Annotated in this window: 19 protein-coding genes and 7 pseudogenes; 4 read left to right on the top strand and 22 right to left on the bottom strand. The window is 34.5% G+C overall.

Going from position 1 to position 21705, the window contains the following annotated elements:
- Window positions 1–12: 12 nt before the first annotated feature.
- The 15 genes and pseudogenes from COL05_RS08715 to COL05_RS08650 all read right to left on the bottom strand — a co-directional run bounded on the left by COL05_RS08715 (window position 13) and on the right by COL05_RS08650 (window position 14833).
- On the bottom strand, window positions 13–2112 hold the full coding sequence (locus tag COL05_RS08715; RefSeq protein ID WP_098668318.1) for a VirB4 family type IV secretion system protein: 2100 nt from the start codon (window positions 2110–2112) through the stop codon (window positions 13–15).
- Window positions 2113–2114: 2 nt separating this feature from the next.
- Complete coding sequence (locus tag COL05_RS08710; protein ID WP_098668317.1) at window positions 2115–3029, bottom strand: hypothetical protein; 915 nt, start codon at window positions 3027–3029, stop codon at window positions 2115–2117.
- Window positions 3030–3380 carry a PrgI family protein gene (locus tag COL05_RS08705; RefSeq protein ID WP_098668316.1) on the bottom strand — a complete coding sequence of 117 codons (351 nt, stop codon included), beginning with the start codon at window positions 3378–3380 and terminating at the stop codon, window positions 3030–3032.
- Window positions 3381–3446: 66 nt separating this feature from the next.
- Complete coding sequence (locus COL05_RS08700) at window positions 3447–3866, bottom strand: hypothetical protein (RefSeq protein WP_098668315.1); 420 nt, start codon at window positions 3864–3866, stop codon at window positions 3447–3449.
- A gap of 150 nt (window positions 3867–4016) precedes the next feature.
- Complete coding sequence (locus COL05_RS08695; RefSeq protein WP_098668314.1) at window positions 4017–4205, bottom strand: hypothetical protein; 189 nt, start codon at window positions 4203–4205, stop codon at window positions 4017–4019.
- A 207-nt stretch (window positions 4206–4412) separates the two neighbouring features.
- Window positions 4413–5300 (bottom strand): Rpn family recombination-promoting nuclease/putative transposase, encoded by an 888-nt coding sequence (locus COL05_RS08690; RefSeq protein WP_098668313.1) that lies wholly within the window; start codon window positions 5298–5300, stop codon window positions 4413–4415.
- 106 nt (window positions 5301–5406) lie between these two features.
- Entirely contained in the window at window positions 5407–5568 is a 162-nt protein-coding gene (locus COL05_RS31240; protein ID WP_179135416.1) for a hypothetical protein, read from the bottom strand.
- A 58-nt stretch (window positions 5569–5626) separates the two neighbouring features.
- A pseudogene (locus COL05_RS08685) lies at window positions 5627–5953 on the bottom strand (DUF3854 domain-containing protein); the annotation flags it as partial.
- Window positions 5954–6096: 143 nt separating this feature from the next.
- Window positions 6097–7956: a group II intron reverse transcriptase/maturase gene (gene ltrA / locus COL05_RS08680; protein ID WP_180233436.1), complete on the bottom strand. Its 1860-nt coding sequence runs from the start codon at window positions 7954–7956 to the stop codon at window positions 6097–6099.
- A gap of 759 nt (window positions 7957–8715) precedes the next feature.
- Window positions 8716–9702, bottom strand: a pseudogene (locus COL05_RS08675) (DUF3854 domain-containing protein); the annotation flags it as partial.
- Between the two features lie 13 nt (window positions 9703–9715).
- Window positions 9716–10405: pseudogene (locus tag COL05_RS08670) on the bottom strand (LPD1 domain-containing protein); the annotation flags it as partial.
- A 155-nt stretch (window positions 10406–10560) separates the two neighbouring features.
- On the bottom strand, window positions 10561–12357 hold the full coding sequence (ltrA, locus tag COL05_RS08665) for a group II intron reverse transcriptase/maturase (RefSeq protein ID WP_098668310.1): 1797 nt from the start codon (window positions 12355–12357) through the stop codon (window positions 10561–10563).
- A 173-nt stretch (window positions 12358–12530) separates the two neighbouring features.
- The gene (locus tag COL05_RS31230) at window positions 12531–12749 is read right to left on the bottom strand and encodes a hypothetical protein (protein ID WP_218937602.1); all 219 of its coding nucleotides are present in this window, start codon (window positions 12747–12749) and stop codon (window positions 12531–12533) included.
- 343 nt (window positions 12750–13092) lie between these two features.
- A pseudogene (locus tag COL05_RS08655) lies at window positions 13093–14169 on the bottom strand (LPD1 domain-containing protein); the annotation flags it as partial.
- A 112-nt stretch (window positions 14170–14281) separates the two neighbouring features.
- The gene (locus tag COL05_RS08650; protein WP_098668308.1) at window positions 14282–14833 is read right to left on the bottom strand and encodes a hypothetical protein; all 552 of its coding nucleotides are present in this window, start codon (window positions 14831–14833) and stop codon (window positions 14282–14284) included.
- A gap of 583 nt (window positions 14834–15416) precedes the next feature.
- Here COL05_RS08650 and COL05_RS31775 point away from each other — a divergent pair.
- The gene (locus COL05_RS31775) at window positions 15417–15614 is read left to right on the top strand and encodes a hypothetical protein (RefSeq protein ID WP_098668307.1); all 198 of its coding nucleotides are present in this window, start codon (window positions 15417–15419) and stop codon (window positions 15612–15614) included.
- 18 nt (window positions 15615–15632) lie between these two features.
- A complete protein-coding gene (locus tag COL05_RS08640) occupies window positions 15633–15854 on the top strand; it encodes a hypothetical protein (protein WP_098668306.1) in 222 nt (73 codons plus the stop codon).
- Between the two features lie 147 nt (window positions 15855–16001).
- On the opposite strand, the pseudogene COL05_RS31770 reads toward COL05_RS08640, so the two are convergent.
- Window positions 16002–16316, bottom strand: a pseudogene (locus COL05_RS31770) (hypothetical protein).
- An 80-nt stretch (window positions 16317–16396) separates the two neighbouring features.
- Entirely contained in the window at window positions 16397–16600 is a 204-nt protein-coding gene (locus COL05_RS08630; RefSeq protein WP_098668305.1) for a hypothetical protein, read from the bottom strand.
- A 269-nt stretch (window positions 16601–16869) separates the two neighbouring features.
- Here COL05_RS08630 and COL05_RS08625 point away from each other — a divergent pair, with 269 nt between their 5' ends.
- The gene (locus COL05_RS08625; RefSeq protein ID WP_000376554.1) at window positions 16870–17007 is read left to right on the top strand and encodes a DUF3956 domain-containing protein; all 138 of its coding nucleotides are present in this window, start codon (window positions 16870–16872) and stop codon (window positions 17005–17007) included.
- A 143-nt stretch (window positions 17008–17150) separates the two neighbouring features.
- On the opposite strand, the gene COL05_RS08620 is transcribed toward COL05_RS08625, so the two are convergent.
- The 3 genes and pseudogenes from COL05_RS08620 to recU all read right to left on the bottom strand — a co-directional run.
- On the bottom strand, window positions 17151–17342 hold the full coding sequence (locus COL05_RS08620) for a hypothetical protein (RefSeq protein WP_098668304.1): 192 nt from the start codon (window positions 17340–17342) through the stop codon (window positions 17151–17153).
- A 153-nt stretch (window positions 17343–17495) separates the two neighbouring features.
- On the bottom strand, window positions 17496–17774 hold the full coding sequence (locus COL05_RS08615; protein ID WP_098668303.1) for a hypothetical protein: 279 nt from the start codon (window positions 17772–17774) through the stop codon (window positions 17496–17498).
- 111 nt (window positions 17775–17885) lie between these two features.
- Window positions 17886–18383 (bottom strand): annotated as a pseudogene (recU, locus tag COL05_RS08610) (Holliday junction resolvase RecU); the annotation flags it as partial.
- A 716-nt stretch (window positions 18384–19099) separates the two neighbouring features.
- Between recU and COL05_RS31765 the strand changes: the two are divergent.
- A pseudogene (locus COL05_RS31765) lies at window positions 19100–19407 on the top strand (hypothetical protein).
- Window positions 19408–19546: 139 nt separating this feature from the next.
- Here the strand turns inward: COL05_RS31765 and COL05_RS08595 are convergent.
- Together COL05_RS08595 and COL05_RS08585 are read right to left on the bottom strand one after the other, a co-directional pair.
- Complete coding sequence (locus tag COL05_RS08595) at window positions 19547–19792, bottom strand: hypothetical protein (protein WP_098668301.1); 246 nt, start codon at window positions 19790–19792, stop codon at window positions 19547–19549.
- 1106 nt (window positions 19793–20898) lie between these two features.
- The gene (locus tag COL05_RS08585) at window positions 20899–21168 is read right to left on the bottom strand and encodes a hypothetical protein (RefSeq protein ID WP_098668299.1); all 270 of its coding nucleotides are present in this window, start codon (window positions 21166–21168) and stop codon (window positions 20899–20901) included.
- Between the last annotated feature and the right edge of the window lie 537 nt (window positions 21169–21705).

Genomic DNA, 21705 nt, shown 5'->3' with positions numbered 1-21705 from the left:
AAAGGTACGCTATTATCCTGCGTACCCTTGTACTTTCTTCATGTTATTTAAAAGCTCTTGTAGTACCGCTTCATTCGATTCAATGAACATCATTTCTTTATCTGATGGATCTGTTTGAATCCAAACTGAACTATCTCCTATGCGAAAAATCCCTTCACCTTTCCCTGGATTGTTGAGAATAATGTCAAGCTCCCCAGCAGTTAAGTTAAAGTTCTCTTGGATTTTTTTCTTATCAATCTTATTTTGCTCTAAGAAGAAATAAGAGAAAGTAGATTGCAAGATACCACGTGCTTTCACATTTTCTAAAATACGAACAAAGTCCTGACTTGCCCAACACATACCGGCATTTCTTTTACGTGAACGACGTGCTACTTTTTCTAAGAAGTTAACAGTTTGTTCATAGTCGATAAACTGCCACATCTCATCCACATATAACACTTTTCGTTTGATAGCGTGTTCTGGACTCTTAATCCAATGCTCCCAAATATAGTTCAGGATAACGTGGAAGGCGATTGGCTTTAGGAAGCCCTCTTCTAAATGACTAATATTAAAGTTAACAACACGTGATTCATTTAACTGTGTTTCTACACCACGTCCAAAATTACTTTGTCCATCAAATAATGGTTTTGAGCCATCACGTAGAAACGGACGAATCGCAGCAATTAACTCTTCTGCTTTCACATCGTCTCCATGGTTTCCCACTATTACATCATAAATTTCTTTTAACTCTGGCTCTGGCTTTCTCACCTGAGACTGAATTAATTGTCCATCCACTTTCTTCACTTCATCTGTATATAATGATGAAGGATGAGAGGTAATGCCATGTTTATTGAATACTTCACGAATCGCATCTTCTAACATTGTACGTTGGAATACATTTAATCCTGGTTGATCAAAATCTTGTCCGCGAATAATAATGTCAAAGAATCCTAGTATTTCATTGATTTTCTCTAAAATAGGTACAAATCTTACATACTTCACGCCATCATGCTCTACGAGTTCTTTCTTATCGTATTGTTCAAGCGCTTCTAGCTCTTCATCTTTATCGGTAATTTGAAGTTCTGTTACTGCAATTGCACAAGGGTTAATAATGATATTACTTTCAGGTGAAATATTTAAGTTAATACCACCTAGTCGTTTGGTGATTTTTACGAATTCTCCCTCTGGATCTATGATCATCGCATGTGTATCTGCAAGTGATGTTTCACGAGCTAGCTTCATTTTTAAAAGTAAACTTTTCCCGGAACCTGAAATCCCTGTCACACCAATGTTATAGTTTGGTGGACGATAATCTGCGTTACCGAATGAATTTAAAAATTCTACTTGTCCAGTAATTTTGTTCTTTCCTATTGGTATACCACCGTTAAATCTTCCGGATCCTGAGACAAAGGGTGCAAATGTACATAGAGCACGTCTATCGATATTTCGATATGTATCTTGTAACGTATTTGGTGCACCTAGTGGCATAACCGCTTTCAAACCACTCTTCACACGATTCCAAGTACTTGCTATCTTAAAGTGAGATGCTTGCATTTCATCTTCAATATATTCACATAAAACGTCTAATTCTTTCTTTGATTCGGCATACGCAACACCCATTGTACTCACCATATAGGAGTCGTTTTCATTGAACTGGATTTCATCCATTAAGTTGTTTGTATCTTGAATTTTTGCATCTAGGTCTTTTTCTTGGTCAATGTTCCCTCGTGTACGTTGGAAAGAAAGATTCGAACGTAACATAGTAAGCTGCATATCTAATGATCGCATTGCTTTGGCTTTTGGCTCTTTATGAATGTCAATCATGACATCCACTTCCCCAGCTGAAGTTAACATATTCAGCCAATTGGTTTGCATCATACGTGGGTACCCATCGCGTGGAATATAAAACGGACGGAAGAACGTATTACTCCCTAAAGACTGTTTAATAACCCCATAATCTTCTGAATCAATTTTCATTCCTTCTGGAGCAATAACATCAAACACAGTTGTTTTATTATCTAATTGCGTCGGTATTTCTTCACCTTCCAACCCTTCCTCCTCTAGTTCCAATTTATCTTTCTCTTCTACTTCTATTTTTTTCTTTTCCTTTTTCTTTTTTCCGAATAACTTCATAATTACGCCACTCCATTATTTGATTTTTCTGCTTTTTCTTCCGCTAGTACTTTCTTCATTAACTCTAGTTTTCTCTCATTTGTTTCACCTGTTGAATATAAAGAGAAATTCTCATTTTCAATTAAATCTTGGAATCGTGCTTTTACCGCTTTACGGCGATTAAACGATACATATAAGAGTTCTATTAATTTATCTTTCGTTAACATTTCTACACTAATTTTTGCTTTCGATAGTAGATTTCTAGAAGCATTATAGCGGCGATATAATTCGTTAAACGCTTTATCTACAATCTTTTCTTCCAATTCATCCTCTGTATCAGCTGTAATCGTACTAATATCCACTTTGTATGGGTAAATTAAATATCGTTTTTGTTCATATCGAGGCTGCGAACGTTGCCAATACTCTAAGTTGTCAATAACTTCTTGCCCATAAAGTACTGTCTCTGGTGTAAGGTCCTTCGCATCTTTCATTGTTTCTGTCATTTTCCTTACAGGATCTGTTAAATCTACAAACTTACTTTGGATATATACCTTCGTATTAAACTCTAATGTGGTTAACCACGATTCAATTTTGATATCAATCGCTTCTTGTTCCGCATTGGAAAGTAGATAATAGTTTACAGGATGTGCCTCCGCGATTAGGACAAACGTGTCATCATGATAACGAATCATATGATTTTCAACTTCCTTAATGTCTTCTACAAAAGCACTAAAGAAATCCACATTATCCTCATCAATTTCCTCTATAGCAGTCGTATTCTTTTTATTTTTCTTTCCATTTTTGTCAGCAGTGCGTTTCTCTACTCCGCCCTGACTTTTTCCTTTTTTCTTAAAACCAAACAGCGGTTTTCCATTCATTTTTCGATAAAAGAAAAAACCTACAATGGCTACCATCGCAAAATATATCATTTCTAACATCTATAAATTCTCCTTTACCCATTTAATCGGCTCGTACCCTTTTCTCCACTTGCCTTTTTCAGAACGGCTACGCATTTTGATCAGTAAATATTTATCTAAATACATGTGTTGTTTTTCTTTATAAATAAAAGCAAACGTTATTACACCTACTACTGTAGGTATTGCTAAAATTAAGCAAATAAAAAATGCTACTGCCGCATTAAAAGGTGCAAATAGCCGCCATAAGAATGGTACATACAAGTAAAGGGATGCTCCTCCACCTAATAGATAAATCAATTGGCGTTTGCTCAGCACGCCTAACAACGTTTTTTGTTCCGAAGTCATATCAACTGGAACGGTTACCTTTCTCATTTTGTTTCCTCCCTTGTATAAGAGAAGCTCTCCCCAAATAGAGGAGAGCTTTTACAAACTCTTATGTTAAATTTTTGTAACCCAAGCAGCGATGTCGTATGCTTTGATCATGACAAAGCCTCCAATTGCCGCACAAGCTAAACCAATCATGGCTTGTGTACGATTTTCAGGGTTTTTACCTTGTGCACCCGATAATTTAATAGCTGCAAATACAACGCAAGCTGCTACCCAAATTCCACCAAAACCAATTAGTGTTGTTACAAGAGTATTCATGCTTTTTTGTACAGTGTTAGCATCTGCCCCACTGGTGTGCCCTTGAATACCCTTCGAAAAACTATTTTTTGCTAGTAGAAAATCTCCTACCGATGTTGTCATAAGTTTTGCAGACAACCAATTCAACATAATTCCTGCACCTCCGGGTGTTTTTGCTCGCAAAACGCAAAAAGACCCCAATACACGCACACGTCCCCTTAGGACATGGCGCATATTGAGGTCTTCTCTTATATGCGAACTGATTAATTTTATATTTTATTGTTAAATCTTATTACGTTTATATTATAGCAATACGATTTTTAAAATACAAGCCCTTATTTACATCTGAAAAATAAAATTGGATTTTTCCTGTCCCATTTTACTTCATTTATTTTTATCCTCTTTGTTTGGATCGTACCATACCATTTGAATTTGAAAAATATCACTGTCCTTAAGACCCAAAACATTCATTTCTTCTTTCAATGAGCGCCATGTTTCTATTTTTATCGATTTTGTACTTTTGTCTCTAAGCGTATACACATGTACATAAGATGCTTCTTTTTTCTTTTTCATAATACAAATAACTTCCCCTTCTATTCTTTATGTTTTTTTAATAACAGAATAAATAAGTATGTAAAAATTACACACTTCATTCAATATTCCCTCTTGTCATTTTCATAACTATTCCCCCTACCTTCCCATATATTCACTTACTTTCATTAAATCAAAAAAAACAGGTAATCATGTTTAATCACAATTACCTGTTTTTATCATTTATATCTATTTTTTATTTCTTAAAATCTCATTAACCTCTTCGACACTTAATTCAGCAGCCTCTGCAACTTTCTCTAAAGGTACACCTACTTTAATCATGTTTTGAATTAGTTGTATTTTGGCTTCTTTTGCACCTTTTTCTTCTGCTGTTTCTATTTCAGATATTCTATCTTTTATTTCTTTTTCTCTAGCCCAATATAAGCGTAAAAAATCCTTATCGCTACTTAAACGCTCCCAATCCTCTATCGCTTTTTTAAAAACTGGATCTTTTTCCATTGCTATCGCCTCCAGGATTGTTGTTAATCTCTCATCCTCATGCGCAGGAAATAATAGTAACCAACGCGCTAAAGAATCTTCCCACGGATCCATTCGTTTTCCCTGCCATTCTTGAATCACTTTTGGGATTTCAAGAAAATGCAACTGCATATTTTCGGTAATGATACGTTTAGATTTTTTGTTCATCACTGTATTAACATTATGAAACTCCTGCTCCTCTGGAAATAGAATGAAATCCACTATATTAATACAAATGGTTGGTCTTAATTCTGTATATTTCATCCCTTGAGTCATTTGAGAATAATACATACCTGACCAATAGAACAAAGAACGCTCTATCATATCTTTTTTGTCTCGAACTTGAATCTCTATATTAATTTTTATACCACTATTTAGCGTAGCTCGCAAATCTAAAATAGACAGTTTATCATCCTTCTGCTCTCTTGGAAGATGCGGATCATCTAAGTGCAAAGATGTAATTTCTTCATCAATAGATGATTGTAGTACCGCGTTAAGAAACCCAATTAATATATCTTCATTTCCTTCTCCTCCAAACAAACGTTTAAAAGCATAATCAACTCGTAAATTTACTAGATTCTTTTTTACATATACACTCATATTCTCCCTCTACCTTTCTCGCTTTAAAATTGTATTTAAGAGCATAAAAAAAGATAGAATTATATTCTATCTTTTTCTCCTCTATTCATCTCATCAAATATGGATACTAGTTACTTACTATATAAGAAATATCCTCTTCACACATATTTGTCGCATTTGCAATTGTCGTGATAGAAACTCCTTCATTGTAAAATCGTTGAATGAGTTCCAGTCTTTCTTGTTCCCTAGCTTTTTTATCTACGTCCATTAATTGTTGCATAATATCCATATACTTAACACACACCTTTCTTTTATATAAAATCCCCTAGTTAAATTGTTACGATTTATTATATTGTGCGGAAAACTGGTTTGAAAGAAGCTTGCATCGCATCATCCAGACCTTTCCCTTGTGCTGGGTTCCATGCTGCAATAATTACGTTATAGCCCACTTTCTTTAACTCTGTTGCAAAAGCAATTAAAGCAGCTCTTACTTTTTCATTCTCTACTAAGTCGGCATCAAATGCTAAATATACATTTTCTACGCCCATATCTTTTAATACTGGCATAACGATTCTCCATGCATTTACACCTGGAATCGCAAGAACCGATGACCCTACTTTAGCTAGTTCTTCTCTATTTAGTCTTTGAGGAAGTAAATCGGCAATCAAATCTGATAGTGATAGGTAAGACTTTGAAGTAATCTCCATCTTTTCCCCCACTCTAAACCGTACGTGCGATTTTCACCGCATACGGCTTGCCATCGATAATTTGTTCTTATGTACAACGTGACATCTCGCGATGTGCGTTGCTATATTTCTTAATCTCTAATTGTCTTCCTCAGCTCTTCAATCAATTTCACTCTTTTGGTTGTGCCTTCAATTGGTTTGCTATTGTGTACCAACTTGTGACACTCATTGCAAAGAGAGATTAAATTCTTGACCTTGTTGATTTCATGCATGGGTAATTTATTCTTTTTATGATGGCAATGTGCCTTGCCATATAAGTAGCATGAGCAAGCTCGACATTTACCTTTATCTCGATTGTACGCATAGTCTTTGTTCATCATATATTCGAAGTTTGTAATTTCCCGACTCTTATCTGAATGAGCTATAAATAACTCATCTGCTTTATATGTAGCTGGTCTCGCAAGAGGAGGAACTTTTTCCATCGTTTTGGCATATAGTTTTCTTCCCTCAGGCGTATAAGGTGTCATATCTTGATTAAAGTTTCTGGAGTATTGTACTGGCGTAATGGCACTCTTAGTTATACCAATCATGATACCATCAATCTCTATTGCTAGAGTTTTTCCTTGGTACTTTTCATGTCTATTAATACGATTTCCTAAAATATTCATAGGAACAAAGTGTTTCATTGCCATCTTTGTATCCTTTTCATATCTAAAGTAACTTTTAAAAGACTTCCAAATTCCCCAGAATAGCCTATTGTCAATTTTCTCTAGTGTACGTTTGCTAATGCCCTTGTTAAAGTAGTTGCTTAATCCAATCAATTTTTCGTTAATTTTTTCTATGTTGGTAGCAAACCACTCGTTGTCTGGACTGTACCTTAGTTTTTTAACAATAACTTTAATCTCTTCAACTGACCTACTAACCGCTTTCATATTAGGATATAGTAACGGCGCTTCCTTATTTTCCTTTGTCATTCCAAACCTCATGTTATAGGAAAGGAATGTCAGAGGTCTTATCCTCAGGTCGGAGATAAGTGTCTTTTCCTTCGACAGTTCAAGATGGAGTACATGTTTGAGATATTTTCCTGCTTTTTTCAACAATTTCGTTGCATTCTCTTCACTAGTTGTTAATATAACCCAGTCATCTGCATATCTAACTAGATAGGTTGGACAGTGCCCTTCTTTTCTTAATTTTTGGTATGCAGCTTTTCTTGATTGATACCTATCGGTGTATGGATGGTATTCGTATTCTTTGGCTATAAACCAGTCAAAACCGTTCAGATAAATGTTTGCTAGTAAGGGGCTAATGATTCCCCCTTGTGGCGTACCCTTATCTGTTTTGTAATACCTTCCTTCATCCATATATCCTGCTTTTAGCATTTTCTTAATTATGGCTAATAATCTTTTGTCCTTAATCCCCATATTCCACATAATTTCTAATAGTTTGTTATGGTTAATGTTATCAAAATAACCTCTGATATCACCCTCAACCACCCAATACGTTTTACTTCTACGTGCTACGTCTCTCATTCTGGCTAGAGCATGTTCCGCACTACGATAGGGACGAAAACCGTAACTATGCTTGTAAAATTTAGCTTCTACAATAGGTTCAATGAACATCCTCACTAGCTCTTGAATAATGCGGTCTATTATATTAGGGATACCCAATGGTCTCATTTCAGATTTCTTACTGGATTTGATATTCCCTTTTGGAATGTAGATGCGCTTTACCGGTTGTGGTGTGTAGCTATTAATAGTGTTCCTGATTAGCTCTACTAAACTAGATGTTTCCATTTGTAGAAAATCATCAATAGTTTTCCCATCAATCCCCGCAGTCTTGCTTCCTTTATTACTCTTTATGTTGTGGATGGCGGTTTTGATCACTTCTTCATTAGATAATATTTCCATGATGCTGAAAAAGTTTTTACCTTCCTTGGACATAAAGTATAAATCCTCTAGTGTTTTGATTAGGTCGCTTTCAGAATTAATCAATCGTCTGTTTACCTTCACTACATCACCTTCTTTATTTCATTGTTAAAGAAGAGTAGATTTCATGAATTAGCTGTTTATTCGGATTAACCTCATTTGGACGTTGATAGATTAAGAAATATTAAATTACCGACTGGTGTCCTTCGCTCCCGTTGCTTTTTCCTCTCTGTTACACTTCGGAATGGTTCCTTATAGTAACGTCATTGAGACAACAATCATTACTACTATGACACCTCTGCCAGCTATGAATTTCATTGAGACTGTAATCTCTCCCAACATAGCCTTCAAACGTTCCATTTACTCTATCCCTTTATTTGCATGTCCTTAGATGCCCACTCTCTGCCGGTAAATCATATGGAATTTAATGAACAATTGTTTTCCTATGCAAACTAGCATTTCAACTAATTAGAACATTACACTATGAAAGAGAGTGTAAGTTATTTACTTTATATTCTTTTCAGAATAAGGTCCTCACGACAGTTCACACATGGGTTTGTTGTCTCATCATAGACTGCTTTTAAGGACTACCGCATTATTTTCACCATGACCGAGGTTTTAGGTTACTTGAATTACGACTTTTCCAAGCTCCGCACCATGTAGCTTACAGTCCATATCGCACGTTGGAGTATTATAGTCATGACAATGTTCATTAGTCATGATTAGGACTTTCACCTAATAATTCGAGTAAATAGTTAGATATATTCTACAAATATATCCCCACATTTCATGAGACTACTCATTTATAGTGGAACGTTTCGCACCCTTCATCGGCCCTTCTGTAATCATTACTGATTTTGTTTTGTGCAGCGTACCAGACTTCCAATGTTTCAAATGTGAGCTTGGTACCGCTACATGTACAGGGAGTGGATTTTCACTACCTCCCGCACCGGTTCCTTCATTTTTGTTTGCTGAAGAGATCCATAAGTATTTTTGACCTTTATGTATCTTTACAACAACTTTTTCCCCGCCGATTAATAACTCTTTATTTTTCCCTATTTCTAGTTTTCCTTCATAGATACAATCACCATTTTTCGTTATTTTCACAACATTAGGCTGTTGGACTAGTTCAGCTTGTATACCTGTAGGTCCAGATTTCACATGAACAGAGTTCTTTACTTCATCTACACGTACTTGCCAACCAACAATTTGATTATATTGGTTTCGGAACGGAATCATAACTCCTGGAAAACCTGCCATTAAACGAAGAGAAAGTTGTCCTTTCTGCATTTCATAAAAGCCAGGTATCCCCTTCCAACAATCTTTTTTGCCAATTTGTTTAAATAACTTTTCCCAAATGGTTGTGTACGTATTATCATCTTCCAAAACAATTTGTTGCTTTAAAAAAGAACGATATTGACGTACCTGTACTTCTTCTTCAGTCATTTTTCTATCTTGCAGTAAATGTATATGGTGATTCTCCTCTAACGGCAAAAATTCGATTAAATTACGATTAAATACATCTAATTCTTCATTACTACGCTTACTATGTCCCTTTACCACATCTACAGCTGGTAATTTGTATTGCTTCTTACCATTTAGATAATGGATGTAACTTGGATTACTTGAATTTTTACCGTATACCCACTTGCTTTCCACACGGGTACATGCTACTTTCTCCTGTGAAACATGCAGCATACAGTTTCCAATACCATTACAGATTGGACATGGAACACGATAAAATTCCCACCAACTTCCTCTTGGATGTGCAGTTGTTAAACGAAATTGTCCTTTTTGTATGTTATAATTCATCATTTCCCACTCCTTATATACTATTTATTATATATGGAACAGCTACTTCCATTAAACTCTTTATACCTCTATTTAGATGTTCTCTTTGTTCTCCTATCGGATATACAAAAGAATATGTATCACAAACTAAATAATCGTTTCTATGTTCTTGATTTAGCAAAGCTGATTCTACATATGCTTCAAATGCTCTAGCAAACATCTCATGATTTGTAGACCAATACTTTTTAGTTCTCTTCTTATCTAACTTAATGGCTGTATCAAAGTATACAGACCCTTTCACTTGATAGGGTATTTCACTAAGTTTTTCGCCTGTTTTTTTATAATGATATGCAGCTAACATTTGTGCGGTTTTCTCAAATTCTTTTTCAATTTTACGCTCCATACGCGTCTTTGGTGCTCCTGATAAAGTATCAAGCTTCCTACACAAACTAGCATGATGTGATTCTAAAATATTTGAAATATTTCCTTTAAACACATCATAACTATCGATAACACCACCATAGAAATACCATTTTCTACTGTAGGCATTTTCTACGTTGATTACTCTAGCCACTTTTCCTTGCTTACAAGCATCTACTACAGCTTGCATCTTTTCCTTAATAATAGCAGGCACGATATTCCCGATACTCTTGCCAGTTGATAAGAAAGCAAGGCTACCATTTTGAAAATCATGACTACAATCATATAAGAAATGATCCAATGATGTGTAGCATCCTCCTGCGATTAGCAAGAGGGTAGCTACTGCCCATTTCGGGTACGATAGGTAAGAATTTGATGTTATCTCCAACTTTTCCCCCGCCTCACACCGTACGTGCGACTTTCACCGCATACGGCGTTCCATCAATAACTTTTGTATTATTAAATAGTAAATAGATTCATGTTGGATCGTAGTTTATTTACCTTCTCAACCTGCTTATCACTAAGCATAAGCTGTTTCATTAGTTTTTCGATAAGGTTCGGTCTTGTAGCATGAAGCAATCTGTGTGCTAATTCATGTACAATAATGAGATTTCTGTAATTATCATCGCCACCATCAGCCCGCCTTTTCACATGATGGCAACGTACCATTTGGGGGTAGAATGCCATCTCAATACCTGAGATTTCACATCTTCCTTGTGTTTGAGCGAAGCGACGAATACGGTTATCATTAAACTCAATGCTACGGTTGGGAACAAAATTCCTTTCAAGATAAGCAAATGCCTTTTTCATATGTGCTGCTTTTTCTTTGTGGCCGTACTTTACCCGACTTTCTTCTGAGTAAATGGTGTGGGCTTGAGAAAAATTCATAGCACTTGAATGTGACACGTTACCGATGGGAATTGCTTGAATACCACCAACATTAAAAGTTTTGTAGCCTGATTTCTTATAACCTTTATTACTTCCATTATCCGCATGGAAATAAACCTTACCTTTTAACCTATTATAAATAACCCTATTAGAGTGATAGGTGATTTTGTGAAAACCTTTGTTTACTTGTGTTGCAACTTTAAAGTAGTCATGCACACCACGAATATAAGCATTTAATTCAGATACTTTTACTGGAATCGTATTAATGCGGATAGACTTCACTTTCTTCTTAATATTTGCTTGAATTGATTTCATTGAATCTTTAGGAATGTAGCTTTGTGCCACAAATTTTTTCTTCTTAGCAACTGCTTTAAATTCGATTCCTAGAAATAACGACTTCCTTTTACGAAGGTTAGTAATTTTTGATTTAGATTCTGAGATTTCAAGCTTAAGATTCTTTTCAATGTAGTTTTTCGCCGCATGAAACCATCTTTTAGCTGAATTGTAGCTATTTGTGAAGATTTTAAAATCATCTGCATATCGCACAATAAAGCCTTGTTTTAGTTTCGTTTTCTTCTGTACCCTATATCTTGGTCTGTTATCTTCATAGTGTGTATTCGTTGGGAAGTTATGCCATTGTGAAGCTACCCAATGGTCTAAGTCGTTAAGTACGACATTGGCCAATAAAGGAGAGAGGATACCACCTTGTGGCGTTCCTTTTTCCGCTTTACCTTCACCCACAATTTCACATTTCAACATTTTCTTAATAATTGCTAGAACCTGCTTGTCTCTTACCCCAATATTCCATAGTTGTTTTATTAGCTTATTATGGTTGATATTGTCGAAGAAACCCTTTATATCAATATCTACACAATAGTGAAGCTTATTAATATTAATTAAAAAGTTGGTACGAGCGATTGCATGGTGAGTCGATCTCAAAGGCCTAAACCCATAGCTATGCTCATAAAATTTTGCTTCTACAATCGGCTCAAGAATCTGTTTGAAACACTGTTGAATAATGCGGTCAAGCATAGTTGGTATTCCTAACGGTCTACTTTTTCCATCAGCTTTGGGTATGAAAACCCTTCTTACGCTATCAGGCTTGAAGTTAATTAGTTTTTCACGGACTAGATGAATGATTTCATCATCTGAGAATCCTTTGTATTCATTAATTGTTATTTGGTCAGTACCAGGTGTTTTACTTCCTTGATTAGATTTAATAGTACCAAAGGCAAGTTTTATATTTCTTTCATCAATAATGAAAGAATATAAATCTTTGAAGTTCCCACCATTTTTTGATTTTGCATACAGACCATCTAATTCCCCTTGAAAATTATAATATTGTGGTTGAATACTACGATTTGCCATTAGTTTGTTTGTTACTCTCCTTTATAGGATTTCACCTATCTACTCTTACTCGATTCCAAACATATTCACTATAATAATTATTTTGGTATTGACTTAGGGCTATCCCTCCACTATGTTTCCATAGTTTCAACGGTACTATGCCCCTACTCTCATCACATTGAACTACATTTCTTCTAGTATTTAGCTTCCCTGTAGTGACAGAACACTCGCCTATAACGATTAACATTTCTGTATGTGACTTTCCACGTTCCGTAACCTCTAGCTGTGCATACGATTTTAGGTCCAACCTCTCCACCTGCCACTTTAGCAATACCATATAATTGCTCCCGATTTTCATAATCACGATTTTTACTCATCGGTAAGTGACCTTGCGAACTTAGCAAGAAGTCCATTTCTAGACATTATGGGTATAGATGGGTACATTCAGTTGTTCGTCTATCCTTAATGGAATTACTAACCATAATCGTTTTATAGCCTCCCGCCCTATCTAATACGACAAGTACCTCTACTTGTTTTTCCACAACTCGTAAAGGAGATGTTAGGGTATTATTCAGGCGACTTCACCTAGCTTCATACAATAAAGCCAATAGGCGCTTTATCGCATGTAGGAGTATCAGAGTAGACGCTTCAAGCTTTTGTTGGCAGCTCTCATTTCATCTATCGAGAATACAGTTATCATAAACCTTTAATAAATACTGATTTATGTTCTCTTTTCGTAGTTCAACTACTTATAGAGAAACGTGTCGCACCATGTCCCCATTCATGACACAATGCCCCGACTCCATTATCACGAGTTAAATTAATGACCTTGGTAGAAGGTTCATAATGTGCTAATGCATTGCCGCTTCCTCTCGCACCAATCGCAAGTCCTAAGCGTCCTCCTAACCCTATATACTCAGGTGGAATCCCCAATATACGAGCTAAATCATGTAACGCTTCAGATACATGCCTAATATGCTCTTTGGCATATTGTTCAGTGCAATAATGACCAAATTGCATCCCCTTTAACCCAAACATAGCAACTACGTCTTCTGGTTTGGTAGCAATTTCTATTCCTGGCCCTTTTCTTTGCAGGGTATCCGGCAGTTTCCTACTCCAAGCAGCTGCGGATTTCTTACGGGTCGTAACCTTTTTCGTAAGTAAATCATTCCATGTTAGTTCATGTGATACACGAAGGTACGTAGAATTAATACTTTTTGAATTTGTGCAAAGTGATATGAATTTCTTTCCTAATATTAATAACTCCATACCATCTGCATCAATAAACTCATCAAAATATTCCTCTACCATTCTTTTAAATGTGAATGTTACATTCTTATTTTTTCTAAATGCAGACCAACCATTGCTCATTTCCATACCATAAGAGACAACAAGATCTACCCATTGTTCTAAGGTATGTACCGACTGTAAATCATGCCATATTCTTCTACATGCCTGAACATATAGTTTCCTTGCAGCCGGTGTATCTACAATTGGTTTCTTATTTATCCTGCCCACTAGTAGTTGCTTTAACTTTGCCACACGTGGCGGGACATCATTTTCTTTTTCATTTTCAAAAGAAAATGGAATCAATGTGTTTCGATCCAATGCATTTAGTGCCTCTACTGCCGATTCTTTTTCAATTTCAGCTAAAATTTCTAAGGAAAATGATACTAAAAATGATTCTTTTAAAGCTCGTATCTCTTTCTTTGCTCCCGCTAATTTCTCACCTACATCATAACTGTATCGATTGCGAGCTTGTTTATCTGTTCTCACATCTTGTACCATTATGTCTTCTCTTACCTCTAAACCAAACAGTTCAAATAAATTCATACTAAAATCCTCCTGAATAAAATAAAAGACAGAAATTCATAGTCATTTTTCACTACGGATTTCTGTCATGCCCTCTGTCTGTAAACTTCCAAATAGTTATGTAAATCACTCATTACGATACACTCACACCTGTTAAAGAGAATAAATCCTCTTTTGTCGGATTGAGTGCTTGTAACCAGCTATCTACCTCTAAAAAGTTTACTTTTTTTAATTGTTCGCCTTTTTCCGCACGCTTAACCACCTCTAAACCTCCATGGTGATGCACAATCATTACAAGATCATCTTTCTTGAAAATACAATCTACATCTGCAGAGTTTATGTGGTGGTTACGTAGAATTGGTTTCCATTTCTTAAGTGAATAACCTTCTACATCTAAAAAACCACGGATAGCAGTAAAGCGAAAACTCGTCCCTCTAAAACATCTTTCCAATAAAAAAAGGAAATCCCGTACACATCCATTAAAATGAACATGATACAAATAGATTTCCCCTGCTTGTTTTGCTGCTCGCTGTGACAAGTTTGATGGTTTAATAGAAAACTGATAACAATCTCGTTCCCAAAATGCTCCTTCTTTTGTAACTCTCATTCGTAATGCACGTAAACTTGGAATAAGTTCATCTGGATGCGCAGAACAAAATAAAGATACTTCATAACTGATAATCATAAATAAATCCCCCTAGATAATAATTTTTGCCCAGTGTAATAATGGGTACTACCAATCAAACAGACTTGAAAACAACACAAAAAGGGCCTCTTCAAGTCGATTAATAATGTGCATAGCAAAAAAAGCTATATACACTAATCGGCTCAAAGAAGCCCTTTCACAAATGAAACAAGACGCAACTTGCTTCTACAACTCAACCACAACACACAAAAAGGTGTGGGAATAAACGGAATCAATTAAACAATAAATATAATTCCATATTAATGAATTCATACAAAAATTTCAATAATTTTTATGTTTCCTTAAGATATCCTACTCATTTTTTAAAAACGCATATACTTTATCACTACCTTGGTTCCTTCATCCTCCTCCGAAATAACTCTAATTTAGTATTGAAATTCTCTAAAACTCGTTGTACTATATTTTTGTATTTTCTCAGTTCTCAAGCCGAGAATACATCATCACTTCTGAAAAGAACCCGAACTCCAGCGGGTTCTTTCTTTTATTCCCTCTTCTTGTAAATCTTATTATTTAAATATAAAATTACAAGTAAGTTCTAACATTTTGAATTGAGGTGAAAATCATGAGAAGCTTTGGCTCATTAATGATCTCTACTGTCTGTTCAGTACTCCTTATAATTTGGACTACTTATGAATTCTATATCGGATACACAACAGGGCATACATACTATTGGATTTATGGCATCGGAGCTGTTATCTTCCTCCTATTCTTTATCCTAAACATGCGTGATTTCAAAAAGAAAAACTACAGAATCTCATAACAATAGGAGTCGATACATATGTGGAAAAAGATTAATAATTATAAGTTTCATCTAAAAGATTTGAAATTTATGACTTGGCTATTTCCAATTGTCGGTTTGTTATATGCCTATGAATTCTTCTCTGGACTAATGTACCATCAGGAATTCCGTTGGCTCAAGTTAATATGCATGGCGATAATGATTATCGGATTTATGGATATTAGAAAGAAACTAAAAAACAAAGACTATAGGGCGGGTTGAATTACCAAACACTCTTGAACTCATTTTTGAATCATTGTATTATATTTTTGGGTCTTACTTCATAAATCATTATCAAGAGAACCTGCAAACCCGCAGGTTCTTTTTTTAAATAAAAAGCAGCTGATAGGCTACGTAAAGTTCGTCTTATCACCAAATAAAATGATATATATATTCTCCCGTTACTCTTTCATCAACCCCTGCAACCCTAGCAAATCTCATCACGTCAGCACCCTGAAGGAAATACATCGTTAGCACAACTGGCACCCGTGACCACATAAATCAATACAGCTCCTTCACTCTTTACCTAGTCGTAACAATTAAATCATTCGCAGGTCCATTAATCCAAGCAGAGGTTCTAACTGAAGTAAACGGAAGATCTTTCCCATTAACAACTATTCTCGCTATAGTATGTGTTATATCCACATCGATCCCCTCATTCCAAGAATCAAATCTGTTTTCCATATTTACATAAGTATTCAACACTATAAAAACATAATAAAAAAAGAGTGCGATTAAGATATGCACTCTTACAAAAGGCTTTATCAATCTCGACGATCATCATGATTATGCTCACGATCGCGGTCATGATTGCGTCTACGACGACACTCATCACAATCACAGTCGCGTCTACAATGACAGTCGTTAAAATCGTTTCTTCTATGTCTACGACCGCATCCGCAAAATACTAAATCATCCCAAAAGCTATTACAATCTCGAGAATGTCCAAAATTATTATTCCATCTCATAGATATGATTCCCTCCTCTAAAAATAGAATTCATCATATTCTATGATTAAAAGGTAGAAATAGTTTGTTTACTAGTCTATGTTTTGTATTTTAGATTAATAATTCTTTAATTTGCAAGTCTATCTCACTTCTCCATTTTCAATCGTTGTGTTCGTTTGTTTTGTTTAAATGGGCTAATCTATCAATTTTATTAAATCAATTAATCTAACTATTACATATTAACGTTAAATCCATATACTATAGTAGATTGCTAGAAAGGAGGCGTAACCATGGATAGTTGCGTTGTGTTTGTAAATGGACAACCTTTTTTAGTTCTCTCAGTAGCTGGTATTGAAATTGCTAGATTAGAGATTTCTCTTCAAGTAGCATTAGCTCTAAGAGTGCTTGGAATACCAATCTGCGATTAATTACCACATCCAAAAAAGAGAGCATTAGCTCTCTTTTTTTATTTCCCCCTTATCTTTCCTTAACAACAAACAAGACGCCGCCCAGATTGCGGTAGCACCTACAATAAGTGCTATAAACTTAATCAAACTTATTTACCCTCATATTATTTATTTCTTTGCTTCCATACCCCGTTCTCTTTATGATAAGTATTCTTGCTGTTCATGAAGTCAGCTGTATTATCCGGAATGCTAAATTTCTTATTCTTTTTTTTAGCCTTCTTCTTCAGTCTTTTCTCTTCTTGAATAGCTTGTAAATCCGCCTTCCATTGTTTTAACAAATCCTTTTCACGCCGCATCGAATTTGTACCCCTTGGATTAAAATGTGAACCAAATAATTAGATTCTACCTATTTATATAGATATCCTTTAATCTAAATGTCCATTTTTTTCAAATTCACGTTTAATGTGTAATTTCTATACAACAAAGAAAAAAGCACCCGTATTGGATGCTTAATGTATACTAATATTAATATTGAATAGTTTTATTGATAGACTTTCAAGAACAATAAATATACTAGCTGAAACTGATCTATATCCGATATTCTTTCCTGTAACATTAATAGTAATCTCCGCCAAATGGATTGATACATCACCTTTTTCAAAAATTTTATCTTCAACCTTTTCAACTATTGCTACATTATCCACTTCTTTAAAAGTTTTTAACAATTTTGTTTCTAATAAAGTAAAGTCAAAATTTTCATCTTTAACCACAACAAATTTAATCTTCATTATTCTTTCCCCATTTTTAACTAGTTAATATACTAACATCTATATAATTATATATATTTGTATTAAATAATACAAAAAATATGTTTTATCAATTCCCTCTATTTAACCTATTACGTATTGTAAGTAATCCACTGGCGCTCGTTCTGTCTGTTCTACTAAGTATCCGTAAATATCAAAGTCTGCTCTTGGTATCGACTTCTTGCCTTTTGGCTACTGTGACATCCTTACGTAAGATTGAATAACAGATAACGGTACTGCGAATACTGACTGATCTTTACTAAACCCGATAAGGAAGAAACATATCGCTCCCATCTTCTCTGCTTTATCTAAGTAATCTAATTGGTGCTGCGCAATGTTCTTCAGATCAAATCGATTTATCTCATTTGTAGACTTCGCTTCAAACGCTATAGCGCGGCCCTTATATACGCCGTCATAATCTACTGTACTTTTAGATTCGTAATAACCATCCTTCACACGGCCATAAACCATTTTTAATACCTTTACAGGAGTCGGACGCTTATTTATAAGCGCCACTCCCTCTCTTTGATACATTTCATTCGATAGATTGATAAGCTTTTCAAACGCCATTCCGCGGTTACCTTGTCCCACTGTTATTCCTCGCTTTCTATTAAAAGGATTATTTTGTTTGAATTCTCATAAAACACTTTTTAAATTCCTCAACATTGGAAATAGCTATATAATAAAAAAGATTAAATGTTAGGAGTGCTATAAATGTCTGATATGATTAAACTCTCTATTGTAATAACCATTGCCTTTTTTTTAATGTTTTCCCTAATATCAGAGTTTAAGAAACCTCAAAAAGATATGTTTTGGTTCTCAATTGACGTAATGTTTCTCCTTGCAGCTTTTTTACTAATAAAAGACTATATCGTCAAACATTTAACGTAATCGACTGAATAAAACTAAATATTCCGTCAATAATATAGATAGGCGATGGCCAGAACTCATTTAATGAAGTCCCTAACCTTTCTCCTTTCCCCCTTGGAGAACCAGCCGAGCAGTTAGTTTTTGCTAGCTGCTCTTTTATTTATGAAAAAATATAAAATTCTTTATAATGATTCTTCTTTATTTCTCAATATAAAGAGCCTTGGATTTCTTTTAACAATCTTGTAGTATATGAACAAAGAGTAAGGTAAGAGTTACTCTTTGCAATTTTAGGAAAGGTCCTGTTGGAGACAACGGGGCCTTTTTTTCGTAAAAGGATTATTTTGTTAAAAAATTTATTTCGAATTATAATCGCTATCTTTTTCTTTAATTTTCCAGTAAAATCAAATGTAAATATTTTAATTACATAGGAGAAAGCAATGAAACATAACATTAATCTGTGGTCCTTTATTTTTTCTTTTATTTGCATTGGCTTATTCCTCTTATATCTTGAAATTGGTTCGATAGCCTCATCTGAAACGAAATTGTTTATTATGAATTCACTACCTATCCATCCTTTATTTTTTTACTAGTTTTAACAATAGGAACTTTTTTTGCTGGTATGAAAGGATTTTCTAAAATAGATAATTGGGTCGCTATGCTTAGAAGCATAGCGACAGTTCTACTAACACTTTTATTATCAGTGTTTTTAACACTAACTTTGATCGTTGGATATGCATTAAGTTAAACGTCATTCTTTGTGAATAAAACTCAATATTCCGTCAATAATATAGATAGGCGATAGCCTGAACCCATTTAATGAAGTCCTTAGCCTTTCTCCTAGTTCCCCCTTGGAGATGAGCAGTTTGCTTTTGCTAGCTGCTCTTTTATCTGCGCTCAAAAAATGATAAGAATTCACTGTAGCTAAAATGTTCAAAAGTCCCTTTATCATTTTTAAAAGCTATACCGACTTCATCTGTTGTTCTAAACATCTTAAAGTCTTCGTAATTAAACCAATATTCTTTGTCAGCACTAAACCCTCTTGCTTCCATTTTTGGTACAACATACATCCAATCCCTAAGGTTTATTAATAAATCAATTGAGTCCTGTAAAAGATCTAGAGTATCCTCCATATCCATTCCCCTTTTCTACAAAATGAAATTTTTATTAAGATTTTTCGAAATTTAATTTAAACATCCTTAATTCCTAACATTAGGAACAAATAATATGTTAGTATTATTACGAAGATATTTACTAACTAACTTTTATGCCCTAGCCATGCACGACGCTAGGGCATATTTATTTTTTAAGCGTGTAGCTTATGAACGATATACTGCTTAAGTTCGCTATTCAAATCCCCTTTTCTATAAAATAGCGTTTTTATTCAGTTATCGGTCTCACTTCTTCATGTGCCTATAGCCGATATGAAATATTGCATATTTCGACATTCTTCTACACAAATAGTCAAATATGGTGTATTATATAGCAGAAGAGTAAGGTAAGAGTTACTCTTTGCCATTTTAGGGAAGGTCCTGTTGGAGACAACGGGGCCTTTTTTCATATAGAGATAATTTTATTTAATTTTTCACCATTAACCACAATAACATCTTATAATCGTTATATAATAAATTAATTAATGAGTTAGGAGTAGATCAAATGCCAGTTACACTAGAACTTATTCTTTTCATTCTTCTAGCAATTTGTGCTGTTGGCTATTTAATAAAAGAATTTCAAAAAACGAGGAAAAGAACACTTGGAACTTTCCTAGAATTCTTGGTTCTTTTCTGGTCAATATGGAGAATATCGACTATCATAATCTGATTTATAAAACATGAATTCCTTCGAATAAAACCCAATATTATGTCCATAATGTTGATAGGCTGTATGCCAAAATCCATTTAATTTTCTCTGTATCTCCTTGAATGGAGCAGTTAGCTTTTGCTAGCTGCTCTTTTTTTGTAAAAAGGTACTGAATTGACAAGAAACACATATAATATTCTGTGTTCCTTTCTATATAAAATAAGTTTGTCTCTACAAGCGGATGATCTCGTCACAAGAGCACTTTATTAGGTGCTCTTTTCGTATTTAAAATACATGCAAAATGAAATTTTTACCATGAAGATAATTATTAAATATTTTATGCCCATACATTATAATGGAATAGTTATTGTATATTGGCATTAAGAGGAGCGACCTCATTAAGGGCTTCTCTTTTTTTATAAAATAGCACTATTACAATCTATATATATATCTTCTTGATCTGCGTTTCAGTGAATCCCTCGTATACTGCAAACACTTCAGGGAACTGGCTTAAACACATATCAATAATTGTGTCATCTATAGTTCTAATAAAGAAGTACTTAACTTCCTCCATGTAATCATTGTGTAAGTAATAACTCCTAATCTCGTAATGGTAGCCATTAGCTTTCAAGACTCCATACAGCTTAATCTTTGTTTCATCTATATCAAATATTGATAACTGCCCTTCGATCTTAACCTGTTCAATCATTTCTCATTTCCCTTTTAAATAAAATAACATTTTGTTAGTTCTACTACGCCATTCATATATAGACAACTATACATGAAATTGTTAAACTATTATTATGATTCTTATATAGAGTCATATAAGACCTTTTTTTGTTCATGGAGCTCTTACATAGTAGTAAGGGCCCTTTTTTATATAAATAGCTTATTCATATATTAATTTGAATATATAGTTGCAAAAATTATTAGTTAAGTGTTAAAATTCCTTATATACTCCTTAGGGAGTTCTTATGTAATTAACAAGAGTTTAATATTCTCGATTCTTAGCCCCTTGGAGCGCCCTCCAAGGGGCTACAACAATTAAAATAACGTTTTTGTTCACTTTTTTGATACATTTATGAAACATTCATGTGTTATCTTCAGTACGTTCTTTTCTTTTTATAATGTCGTGTGAGATATACCATGACTAGAAGCCCTAGCCCCTAATCCTAGGGCTTCTATATTTAAATAAAGATTTTGTATATTTTATTCGTTTTATTTTACAATCCTTTTTTGAAACATC

It is taken from the genome of Bacillus sp. AFS059628 (assembly GCF_002571225.1).
Taxonomy (GTDB): Bacteria; Bacillota; Bacilli; order Bacillales; family Bacillaceae_G; genus Bacillus_A.
The sequence above is the reverse complement of the archived record's forward strand: the minus strand, read 5'-3'. Positions and strand labels throughout refer to the sequence as shown.